Origin of the sequence: Neopusillimonas aromaticivorans (assembly GCF_030344915.1) — a bacterium.
In the GTDB taxonomy this organism is placed as follows: Bacteria; Pseudomonadota; Gammaproteobacteria; order Burkholderiales; family Burkholderiaceae_B; genus Neopusillimonas; species Neopusillimonas aromaticivorans.
This window is the reverse complement of record NZ_CP128233.1, coordinates 2957907-2969735: the sequence shown is the minus strand read 5'-3', so window position 1 is coordinate 2969735 and position 11829 is coordinate 2957907. Positions and strand designations below refer to the sequence as shown.

At 55.9% G+C, this 11829-nt stretch carries 9 protein-coding genes and 3 pseudogenes; 2 read left to right on the top strand and 10 right to left on the bottom strand.

What is annotated here, in order from left to right:
- Positions 1-140 precede the first annotated feature (140 nt).
- Genes N7E01_RS16485 through N7E01_RS16470 form a run of 4 tightly spaced genes read right to left on the bottom strand, consistent with a single transcriptional unit; the run spans position 141 to position 2615 of the window.
- Positions 141-389, bottom strand: coding sequence for a hypothetical protein (locus tag N7E01_RS16485; RefSeq protein WP_289173661.1), 249 nt, complete (start codon positions 387-389; stop codon positions 141-143).
- Positions 390-432: 43 nt separating this feature from the next.
- On the bottom strand, positions 433-1584 hold the full coding sequence (locus tag N7E01_RS16480) for a histidine kinase dimerization/phospho-acceptor domain-containing protein (RefSeq protein ID WP_289173660.1): 1152 nt from the start codon (positions 1582-1584) through the stop codon (positions 433-435).
- Positions 1574-2242 (bottom strand): response regulator, encoded by a 669-nt coding sequence (locus N7E01_RS16475; protein ID WP_289173659.1) that lies wholly within the window; start codon positions 2240-2242, stop codon positions 1574-1576. Before N7E01_RS16475 ends, N7E01_RS16480 begins: the two co-directional genes overlap by 11 nt.
- A gap of 16 nt (positions 2243-2258) precedes the next feature.
- Positions 2259-2615, bottom strand: a complete 357-nt coding sequence (locus N7E01_RS16470; protein ID WP_289173658.1) for a diacylglycerol kinase — start codon at positions 2613-2615, stop codon at positions 2259-2261.
- 107 nt (positions 2616-2722) lie between these two features.
- Between N7E01_RS16470 and N7E01_RS19125 the strand changes: the two are divergent.
- A pseudogene (locus N7E01_RS19125) lies at positions 2723-4731 on the top strand (LTA synthase family protein).
- Positions 4732-4867: 136 nt separating this feature from the next.
- Positions 4868-5596, top strand: a complete 729-nt coding sequence (locus tag N7E01_RS16460; protein WP_289173657.1) for an MgtC/SapB family protein — start codon at positions 4868-4870, stop codon at positions 5594-5596.
- A gap of 80 nt (positions 5597-5676) precedes the next feature.
- On the opposite strand, the pseudogene clcA reads toward N7E01_RS16460, so the two are convergent.
- The 6 genes and pseudogenes from clcA to N7E01_RS16420 form a co-directional block, all read right to left on the bottom strand.
- Positions 5677-6708: pseudogene (clcA, locus tag N7E01_RS19120) on the bottom strand (H(+)/Cl(-) exchange transporter ClcA).
- Positions 6709-7031: 323 nt separating this feature from the next.
- Entirely contained in the window at positions 7032-7454 is a 423-nt protein-coding gene (locus N7E01_RS16445) for a DUF411 domain-containing protein (RefSeq protein ID WP_289173654.1), read from the bottom strand.
- Positions 7455-7540: 86 nt separating this feature from the next.
- Positions 7541-7872, bottom strand: a pseudogene (locus tag N7E01_RS16440) (SMR family transporter).
- 24 nt (positions 7873-7896) lie between these two features.
- A complete protein-coding gene (locus N7E01_RS16435) occupies positions 7897-8574 on the bottom strand; it encodes a DUF1345 domain-containing protein (protein ID WP_289173653.1) in 678 nt (225 codons plus the stop codon).
- A 41-nt stretch (positions 8575-8615) separates the two neighbouring features.
- Complete coding sequence (locus tag N7E01_RS16430; RefSeq protein ID WP_289173652.1) at positions 8616-9248, bottom strand: NAD(P)/FAD-dependent oxidoreductase; 633 nt, start codon at positions 9246-9248, stop codon at positions 8616-8618.
- A 46-nt stretch (positions 9249-9294) separates the two neighbouring features.
- A complete protein-coding gene (locus N7E01_RS16420; protein WP_434089530.1) occupies positions 9295-11799 on the bottom strand; it encodes a LodA/GoxA family CTQ-dependent oxidase in 2505 nt (834 codons plus the stop codon).
- Between the last annotated feature and the right edge of the window lie 30 nt (positions 11800-11829).

The following is an 11829-nucleotide window of genomic DNA, read 5'->3' as shown; positions in this document are numbered from 1 at the left end:
TATATAAATTAGAAGTAAAAGACAAATAGATGAAATGAACAGACCATTTTACCGGAAAACCCGGGGCATCATCAGGCAGGCGCCCTGGCGGGCGCACCAACGCAGAATAACCCGCTCCGTGTCCGGACAGTCAATGGCATTTAATCTGTTTTTAACATATCCGGCGCGAGACCTTGCCGGGTAACCCTTTCCAGCACGGGGGAAAGATCCGTCTGGACCATGAACCTGTCAGGCGGAATAAAACGGTAACACGGGCTCAATTGATGCAAGTGAAAGATTCTTGCCAGCAATGTCAACCCCAGCCCGGAGCCCTCGGTGGCCGCATGCGCCGGATGCCGGAAAAATCGCTCACCAAGACGCTGAAGATCCGGCTCATGGCCCGGCACCACGATATTGCTGACCTCGAAGAGGCCCCCGACATAAAACGCACGGTTACCGTTGATTGGTCTGCCGCATATTTGCACGCGTTATCAAGCACGTTGCGCAACGCCACCAGAAACAACCCATGGTCAACGCGTACGGTGATACCGGCCGGAATATCCAGCGCCCAGTCCACACGCTCGAGCAAGCCCGGGCTGACCTGGGCCAATGACTCTTGCACAAGTACGGCCAGATCGTGTGAGGATGTGTGTATTTTTGAACCTGCTCCAGCTTTTCAAGTTCCATCAACTGGCTAACCAGGTAAGACAGCCGCCGCACCCCCATACGAATCGCCCGCGCTGCGGAATCGACGTCAGACCGTTGCCGTGCCTGATCAAGATTCTTGCTATGGACGGCCAAGATGCTCAAGGGCGTGCGCAACTCGTGAGAGACATCCGCAATGAAGCGCTTTTCACGCGAAATGTATTGATGCTGGGCCTCGAGAAGCCGGTTGACGGCCACTTGAACCGGCCTGAGCTCTTCGGGCAAGTCGAGAGTTACCGTGCGGGCATGAGCCGGATCGATGGCGCCAAGGGTAGAGGACAACGTGGCAATAGAGGCCATGCCCCGACGCACCACCCACCACACCAGCAAAAGCATCGGAATCAAAGATAATGCCAGAGGCCCCGACTGCCCCAGGGCCAGATACAGGCTCAACTCATCGCGCACGTCATTGCGCTGCGCCGTAAGCACCCAGACATCGAGACGGGCGTTGAACAATGCAAACGTAGTCCAACGGTTATCTGCAACGACCATGCTCCCGAAACCGCTGACTTTACTTGCAACAGGCTGCTGTGCCGGAGCACTTTCACTACGCAACAGCATCGTGCCGTCGCTGCGCCAGACCTGAAAGGCGATTTTCCGCTCGTACTTGTGAACTGCATCAGCCATGAATGGAACTGTACCGGTGCTTTTCGAAGCCTCCTCGTCCAGGGCCACCCCATCGGGTAAGGGAATCACAAACTGCTCACCTAATGACACTGTATTGGCCTCAACCAGCAAGCGGTTGATCAGACGCGCATACTGGGCCAGTTCTGCGTCAAATAGCTCATCAACCTCGTGCTGAGTACTGAAATACGTTGCCACACCAACCACAGCCATCAGCACCACAATCGTGCCGCCAATCCCCCACAACAAAAAACGCCGGATACGTTCAGGTTTCATCAAAGCCAGACAGTAAATAACCTACGCCGCGCACGTTGCGTATCAGATCGCGGGAAACTTTCTTGCGGATATTGTGAATGTGGACCTCGACGGAATTGCTTTCTGTTTCGCCCTGCCAGCCGGCATTGATCTCATCCAGGTGCTGACGCGACAGAATCTTGCCGGGATGAAGCAGAAACTCTTTAAGCAGCAAGAACTCGCGTCGCGTCAGACTGACGGGCTTACCGGAAAAGTGACACGCCCAGGTGTTAAGGTCGAGCGATAAGGGGCCATGCGTCAGAATATCTGACTGCAACTGACCACGCCGCCGGAGCAAGGCACGAATGCGTGCCTCGATTTCACGCACGTCACACGGCTTCAACACATAATCGTCGGCGCCGGCATTCAGGGCTTCAAGCTTGGTTTCCAGGTGGTCAAACGCCGTCAAAACGAGAATCGGCGTTGCGTTGTGAGCTGACCGTATGTGCCGGATAACCGGCACCGCAAGGCCGTCTGGCAAACCCAGATCAAGCAAAACACAATCAAACTGCCCTTGACCGACCGCAACCCGGGCCTGACTGCCCGTAATGCAGTGCTCTACCCGATAACCCATGCGATCCAGCGCATTAATCAACCCTTGCGCCAGCAAGATATCATCTTCAACCAGCAACAGTCTCATGACGCGTCACCCGGCATCACCACAAAATAACCGCCCACGTGAACAATGCCCCCAACACAGAAATGAATACGGCCGCCGACCCAAGATCTTTGGCTTTGCCGCTGAGTTCATGGCGTTCATAGCCAATGCGGTCAACCACCGCCTCGACAGCTGAATTAAGCAGTTCAACCACCAGCACCATGACGAGGCTGAGTACCAGGGCCACTTTTTCAAGCGCAGTGACATCAAGCCAGAACGCGAGCGGCGCCCCGACCAATAACAAGACCACTTCCTGACGTATCGCCGCCTCGGATTTCCAGCCGCTGACCAGCCCGCACCATGAATACCCCACGGCAGCCACCACGCGGCGCCACCCTTTTGCTTTGACCTGCATTGTGTTTTTCTCCTGGATCCGCCAGCATACTGGAACTGTCTTAAGTATTCCTTAATTCAAAGCACCCTACACTCTGAAAGTTATCTGACATACACTCGACCTCCCCTATGCACGACTCGGCAGGACAAAAATCACATTTCGCATGGGCTGGCCCATATGCCCATATCCTTCTGATGATTCTTGCCGGGGTGGCGATTCTGGGCGCAAGTCGTCTGGGCCTGATCCTCTGGTTGTCAGATCGCGTGTTGGCCACTGATCAGTTAGCCGACATTATCCTGCAAGGCTTGCGCGCCGACCTGATTCTGGTGTGCATGTTTGCCGCCCTGCCTGTTGCTCTGGCCTTGCCATTGGCCCAGCGACGCTGGCAATCGATATGGTTCAGGTTTACCTACCTGTGGTGCGTTGCGTCTCTGGTTCTGATCACCTTCATGGAAGTCTCGACACCGGCTTTCATCGCTCAATACGATATCCGGCCCAATCGCCTGTTCATCGAATACCTTCAATACCCGAAAGAAGTCTTTTCCACGCTTTGGCAAGGGTTCAAAGTACCGCTGGTTCTGGGCGTACTTTTGACAATAGCCGCTATCGTCCTTTTCAGCCGGTGGCTGCGAATTCCAAAGGCATCCCTGTCCGTGGGCCCAGTGTGGGCACGCCTGCTGGCCTGGCCCCTTGCGGTCTTCCTCGTCTTTGCCGGCATCCGCTCAACTACAGACCATCGTCCTGCCAACCCGGCCCTGTTCGCCATTACCTCCGACGCCATGGTGAACTCGTTGGTCATCAACTCGGGATATTCGGTGCTGTATGCACTTTACAGCCTGAAACACGAAGCGCGCAGCACCGAGATTTATGGTGAACTCGACGTTGACCAGATGCTGGCTGACATCAGGCAATGGCCTTGGATGGCCGGTAACCGGTATCTGTCAACCGAGCTTCCGACTCTGCATCATCAGGCCGCCACCGCCGTGCGGCCCAAACCGTTGAACATCGTCATTATCCTGCAGGAAAGCCTGGGTGCCACATTCGTCGAATCACTGGGTGGCATACCGGTAACTCCCGAACTGGAAGCATTGAAAAACGAAGGCATCTGGTTCGAGAATCTTTATGCGACCGGGACACGATCTGTGCGCGGTATCGAGGCGGTGGTTTCAGGGTTTACGCCCACTCCGGCTCAAAGCGTTGTCAAGCTGTCTGGCAGTCAACGCGATTTCACCACCATTGCCTCTATCGTCAAGAAAGCGGGGTACACCACCAGCTTTATTTACGGCGGCGAGGCCCATTTCGACAATATGCGCAGCTTTTTTACCGGAAACGGTTTTGATCACATTATTGATGCTGCCGACATCAAGAACCCGGTATTTACCGGCAGCTGGGGGCCAGTGACGAAGACCTGTTCAACAAAACCCACGAAACGCTGCTTCAATACCAGGCCTCGGGCAAACCTTTCCTGACGCTGGTGTTCACCTCAACTAACCACGAGCCCTTCGAATACCCGCAAGACCGCATCGCACTCTATGAAGAACCCGCGGCAACAGCAGCAAATGCCGTCAAATACGCAGACTGGGCCATGGGCCGGTTCTTCAAACAAGCGAAGGCCAGCCCCTACTGGAAAGACACACTCTTTCTGGTGGTCGCCGATCACGACATTCGCGTCTACGGTAACGAACTGGTACCGGTTTCGCGCTTCAAGATCCCCGGGCTGATATTGGGTGCCGACATCGAACCGGCACGCATCACGCCCATGGCCAGCCAGATCGACCTGGCACCGACACTCCTTAGTCTGGCCGGCATATCGTCGTGTCACCCCATGACCGGACGTGACTTCACAAAAGACGCTTCAAGCCCTGGACGCGCACTGATTCAGTTCAACGATTTATTTGCCCTGGTTGATGACGATCAGGCCACCATCCTGAAGCCAAACGCGCCAGCGCTGGCGGCGAGTTTCGACAAAACAACGGGCAAACTCACGCTTAATGATTCTGACGCCACCCCTGAAGCCGCTCGGCGAGCACTGGCCCACGCGCAACTGCCGTCTTGGCTCTATCGGGAAACGCTGTACCGCGACACAGCGACATGCCCGGCTTCCCGGTTCGCAGCCACCAAGCCGGTAGTTCAGTAAAGCAAACGCCGGCTGGAGGCTCGTGCAGGCCTCCACTCTTGTTACAGGCAAGCGGTGCCGAAACACGAGCTTGTCACCTGGGCGTCGCCAAATTAGCCTATAGTCGTGCGTTTACACGCTGACTCTTTTGGTTAACATGCAAGCGTTCGCCTACTTTGAGCTTATCCCCTTCGTTGACTCGGTCATTAGCCTGGCTGCCGCCTTTATTCTGGGCGGTGCGATTGGCCTGGAACGACAGTTTCGCTTGCGAACCGCAGGCTTGCGTACCAATGTCCTGGTTGCTGTAGGCGCCGCCTTGTTTGTAGACACCGCCATGCGTTTTCACCAGATCCACGGTGGTTCGCCAGGCACACTTCAAGTCCTGGCCTACATCGTGTCGGGCGTCGGCTTTCTGGGCGCTGGGGTCATCATGCGTGAACAGGGCAACGTGCGCGGTATCAATACCGCCGCAACGTTATGGGGTTCTGCAGCCGTCGGGTGTGCTGCAGGTGCAGACCTGTTGCCCGAAGCCATTCTGGGAACCGTGTTTGTGCTGGCCGCCAACACACTGCTGCGCCCGGCCGTTGACCGGATCAACCGCCGCCCGCTGCACCCTGACGAGGTTGAGGTAACCTATTCCATCCATATCATCACAGCGGAAGCGCACTGTGAAACGATTTTATCCGCGCTTGAAAAAGCGTTGAATACTGCCAACCTGCCTTTTCGAGACACCGAAGTCACCCCTTTTGGCGAACAAAAGGCAGAAATTGAAACTCACTTGCTTCCAGTATCCATTCAGGGGCCGGAACTTGATGCCCTGCTGAAAGAAATCAAGACACTACCCGGTGCGCAACAGGTGTTCTGGCGGGCGAGTACCACCGTTTAAGTATCGCGGCACCATTTACAATGGCCACCGCTAGACACGGGGCCATGTCAAGGGCATGACGCTTTACCCTCAATGTCTGATCAATTACGCAGCAAACGTTCGAGCAGCGCTTCGTAAATCGGTTGGCCGCGCAACAACCTGGCCATCGTCAACGCACACAGGCAAGTTAACATCAAGGGCAACAGCAATGTATAGGCCCCTGTCAGTTCTGCAATCAGGACAATACCCACCAAGGGCGCGTGCACTGAGGCGGTAAATAACCCACCCATCGCCGCCAAACCAAATAAAACCGGATCGGTACCCAGGTGTGGCAACACCCATTGGACCAAGAGCCCAAACGCCAAACCGGCGCACATGGCCAACGACAGAATGGGCGCAAAAATACCACCCGGAACACCGGTAGCATAGCTGAGCACGGTCGTGGCAAAACGCAGCACCACCAAACCCAGCAACAAGGCTACCGACGGCATCGTTACCCCCAGATCATGCACAAGGTGTTCCCCCCGTCACGGCCATGGGAAATACAGCCAGCAAAACACCCGCTGCCGCACCAACCACAGCCTGGAAAACATAGGGCGCGCGTCGATGGAAACGCGGTACCACGGTTCCCATGAACAACAGCGAACGATTCAGTAAAACCCCCAGCACACCCATCACTAACCCAAGTACGGCAAACCAGGGTAAAACGGACAACGCAGGAGGCTCGGCAGACACCGGCATAAACAGGTCAGGCGCACTGCCGCCCATGGCTTCAGAGACAACGGTCGCCAATATGCAGGCCAACCCTACCGCCGTCAGGTTCTTGAACGAGTATGGAAAATGACGCCGCATCTCCTCGATCACAAAAATCGTGGCGGCCAACGGCGCATTGAAGGCGCACGCCAAACCTGCGGCTGCACCCGCCGCCAACAACCCCTTGTGGTCAACCTCACCAAGTCGCAGGCGCCCCGCAAATGCTGCTGCCACCGAGGTACCGATATGAATCGTGGGCCCTTCGCGCCCCAGCACAAGCCCGGACGATAACGACGCAATGCCACCAAAAACTTTACCGGCAGGACGCGCTGCCAACGCAGCACCCGCTGATCAGCCATCACCCCCTCGATTTCCTGCACACCACTGCCTGCAGCCTCAGGCGCAAACCGACGAACCAGCCACGCAACCAAAACGGTCAGTGTTGCGGTTACCAAGGCCACAAGCAAAATCGACAACCACCCCGGTTGCGACAACACCAGCGACGAATGCCACCCGGAAAGCGCGTCAATGGATCGGTGAAAAAACCACCCACCAGCCCTACAACCGCCCCCACACTACAGGCCAGTAGAAAATAGAATAACTCGGGCGCTGACCGCAGCAACGTCACATCAGCCTCGGCAAAAACGGCTCATGTATCAGCAACCCGCCCAGGCCATGCGCAGCCCCGTGTAACCCGATGTGCTCAATCACGTGAAAACGGACGGCCCTGAAAATCAACGGTAACCAGATTGCCATCAAGCTCGCCCATACCGGGTGAATTGGCAGGCATTCCCGGCGCCGCCACCCCTTTGATTGAAGGATCAGTCAGCATCTTGCGCACCGCATTGGCGGGCACATGACCTTCGATAACCTGTCCGGTGCCCGAAACGACAGCGGTATGACAAGACCCCAACGCAGGCGGCACGCCCAGCCGGGCCTTGTGTGAGGCCATATCCGTCGTTTTGATAGTCGTGACACTGAAGCCGGACGACGCCATGTGCTGTGCCCACCCGCTACAGCACCCGCAATTCGGATCCTGATAAACCGTCAGGTGCCCATGCTCCGGGCTGGCAACAACCGGGCTGGTGATCAGCGCTGACAAAAGAGCGACCCAGACGTTTTTCATGCTTTTCCTCGCAACAATTGAAACTTGAAACCGTATCGTAGCAGCATGGGGAACCGTGCTTGCAGGCACACAGACCATCTGCGATGCTAATGGACAGCGACATCGGAAAAAACATTGATCACGACAACGCCGCAAACGATCAAGGCCATTCCTGCCAGCGCCCCCAGTCCAGTCGCTGCCCGTGAAACCACCAGGCCATTATCGAAACAAGCACAATACCAACGCCTGACCAGATGGCATACGCAATGCCAGTCGGGATACTTTTCAGGGTTTGCGCCAAAAAATAAAACGAAACGAGATACCCCAACCCGCAAACCAAACTGGGCCAAAGCCTGGAAAACCCGTCTGAAGCCTTCATGGCGGTGGTCGCAACAACTTCAAAAACAATGGCACTGCCCAGCAAGATATATGGGTTCATGAGCGCAAAAACTGAAATAGCCGCTTACGTATTGCCTGCAACGATATTGACGCTGAGCGCAATCACGACCACGTTAAAGAAAAAGGCAATCATCGCGTGGGCCAGCGCCACACGCCGGATTGCGCGCGAATCGATCTGTACATCAGAAACCTGAAAAGTCATTCCAATGACAAACGCGAAATACAGGAAATCCCAGTAGTCGGGGTCAGAGGTTCCTGGAAAATTCAGACCTACGGGTTCACGATTACTGTTGACATAGTAGTCATGGGCATAGTGCAAAGCGAAGATGGTATTCATGAACAACCATGCCAGAATCAGGCTACACACGGCCAGCGCTATATGAAGGCTGTTGGCTGACTTGATCGTGTTCAGCTCGACGGCCAAGGCGACAAGCACCACAGCCGCGATGGCGGCACTGCTTAAGAGAAAGCCCCAATAATCTTCATCTTCTTTACGTACACGCTGCCGGATGGTCTGGGCATCGGAACGTGCAAACATGATGACGGTGGTTGTCAGAAACGTGACAACCGCGCTGTCAAATGCCAGAAGAAGGCTGAGCTCGGGTCGCAACCCGATCAGAACCAGAACCAGGGCAAGCGCAACAAAAATCAAGGCGCTGACAGTGAAATGGCGACGCCGACGAATACGCCGCCAGCTGCGGACAATCAAGCCCGGAGGCACCTTGTCTTTGCGAAGCGTCATGACGATGCACCTTCATCTACTGTACGCCTGCGGGCCATTCTTCAACCCGGTGAACGCCGACGCTGCCAGAATGCCTGTTCTGCCCATCGCGGCTGCGTCTGGTAATAAAAATCACGCTGCGATACATAACTTTGCCACAACTGCTGCTGCTGCATAACATATTGCCCGATGTAATGATTATCTTGACCCAGTTCACTGCCGGCAACCTGGCCGTCAGACAGCGCATAATGAATCAGATGGCCCGCATGGCTACCCGTCCGTAGCGCTTTATCAATCCCCTGGGACGATAATGGATCGTATGCTTGGGCAGCATCCCCCACTGCCATCCAGGCATCACCACAAAAAGACACCAACCGCTGGCTATTGGCCGCAGCACCACGAATCGCACCCAATGGACGATAGCCCTGCTGCTCAAGCAATGGCCCGATATGCGCAGAATTGCCCAGCAACTGCTGAAAACCGTCGGGGCTGGCCGCCATTTTCGCCTGAGGCAAATCTTTGTCGGTATGGAAAACCACCAGACGCCGGGTAGCGCCCTCTTGAATACCCGGCAGCCGGTTGGTATACCACCACCCGTGTGGCCCGGCTTCGATCCGGGTGTACGGGTCGGCATCAGGCCCGGACGTTTCAAACCATTGCGCGTAAGCGAACAGCATGTCATTCGTCTCAAGCATCGAACCGCCCAATGCCCTGGCAACAACCGCCCGCCGACCCGAGCAATCAACCAGATAACGCGTGCGCTGTGCAGCAGCCCCGGACCAAACCCCAGTTGCCAATTAAACGCCGTATCTGCAAGCCGGGAGCAGGACTCAAAACGCAAGCCCCTGTGCAGAATAGTGCCGGCTGCAACCGCTTTTGTGCGCAACGCTTCATCGAATGCGACGCGATCAACACATAAACCGAAGCCGGTTTGCGTGAAGAAAAATCAGTGGTCTGTGGCTGTTCGGTGCCCCAGACAGAAACGTTACCTGCCGTCCTGAATACCCCACACTGCACTTCTTCAGGCGCCTCGATATTGCCCAGAAAATGCCTTACCAAACCCACACACACCGGCGGCAACGATTCACCCAACTTGGGTCTGGTGCCCCCTGCTCGTCGACCAGAAGGACACGCCGACCAAACCTGGCCAGCGTCATCGCGGTTGCCGACCCCGCCGGCCCACCACCCACGACAACGACGTCCCAAGACGTCTCGGTGCCTTTGTCGAATAACGCTGCCAATGCAATCAGTTCCCTTTTGCGGGGGCCGATTTAAGGTGGGATCACGCTCTTGCTCAACGAAGACAACGGACCCGTTGTCTTTCAAGAAATCACCCTCGGGGGTTTTGATCGGCAGCACCATGCCCAGCTTCGGCCAGGCATACGCCATCTGCTCGTACCCATCGGTAGACGAAAGTGGCTCACCTTCCGCGTCGTAACCCCGGAACCACTCTTTATAGGTTCGGGTTTTCGTGTTCGTATCGTAGTCGAAGACAATATCGGGGCGCTGCGTCGGCCACCAGGCCTCGTTACACGACCAGAAGTCACCTTGCCACGGGCTGGACATATAGGCTGACAGCGAACCGGGCTCAACCTCTTTACCAACCCGGAAGGCTTCGGCGAAAAACTCCCGGTAAATGATGAGATACGGAAACTCGATGCCCGGGTGAAAACCGCCGCCAATGGTTGGCTCAAGAGCCGCGCTGTCAAGGGCATGCGGCTGATCGCTTAGCGGTAATTTTTCAAGCGGTGCAGGCTTTTGAAGTGTTCCGACCTCAAAATCACCCTCGGCCCAGTTTTTCAGGTGATTCAACTGCCAATCTGTCAGGCTCAGGAACTGGTCCGGCAAGCTGATACCCAGTTGCTTGTTCTGCAACGGCTTGCCACCCGTACCCCACAATTTAGGCATCAGGGTATCGACCTCGGCGCGTTTGAACTCGTCATTTTTCCAGCTGGTCGGACGCTGTGGCGGTGGCGGCATCAGCGAATCGACCAATCGCCCGCGTTGCCCTGGCGCATGGCGCATGAGACGGTAAATGGTTTGCCTGACCGGTTTCATGCCTTCAGCGGGATCGCTCAGCAACGCCAGGTAGCCCGGGCTGAGCAAGTTGCCCGACTGGGCCGGGCCATGGCCCTTGTTTTTAGCTTCGGGCAAGACGCCCGCCGCTTCTGCACTGACCCACCCATAATGCACGGCATTGGAAAATATCGGATAGATATCCCGGTAAAAATTGGTTTTCTTGCCGGCATTGGGGTAGGCTTCCGGAAAGGCCTCGTACACCCGATCAAGAATAGATACCACGTGGTACATATGCGGCGCATATTTTGGTGGCGCGGTAATGATCCAGGCGCCTGCGTTGGGGTTGCGAGCCCCATCATCCGCTTCCGACGTGACGTTATCACGCGTGCTTAACACCGTGCCATCACTCAATGTTACGGTGACGTCAATTTCGCCACCACAGGTGTCATCCCACCACCCCGGCACATTGAAATACGCAAACTGGTTGGTCAGCGGATTTTTACCGTTTTCCGGGCCATTCGGCGGCTCAACGGTTTCACTGGGGTTTGAGAGCACAACCCGAGGTGTCGTCACGCAATCACCCTTGCCCGGTGCGGGTATAAAGAGCAAGCGATTCTGGGCATCGAGCCGTAACTGCCCCAACTCGATATCCTTGGCAGCCGTGTACGTTACTTCTACCTCTTGGGAAGGATCTTTGGGGGTGAACCCCTCAAACCGCAACGCGCCTGGAAGCATCCCTTTTTCAATGCCGGTGAAGACGTCCCCCTTCATCACTACCGGCTCAGTCTGGCCAGACGTAATGGTGTGAACACCCGGATCAATAATCAGCTGCGTACGTTCAATGGGTTTTTTCCCAGGTTGAATCGACGGATTGCGCAACGCATCGGGGTCAAACAGATAAGCCCCCTGAAAGGCATAGTTTGCCGCTTTCATGTTTCTGACATGCACACGCCAACGCAACGACTTGACCAGACCGGAATCGGAGGTCAGTTCGCCCACCACATTACCGTCTGCGTCATAGGCATAAACACGATAACGCTGTGCCTGGCGCTTTAGCCGGGCTTTACTGTCACGATAACTGCCCCCATCCGGGCCCGGGCCCCCGCTGCCACCCGGATCCACAACGACCCCGGGCGCTTCCGGCCCGATGTAAAACTCGTCACTGTTACCCAGGCGTGCCAGGCCAATGCCCGGATGAATACGGATGCTTTTAATTTTTTGAGACACGGCCTTGCTCCTTTCAGGGTGTATCTATTA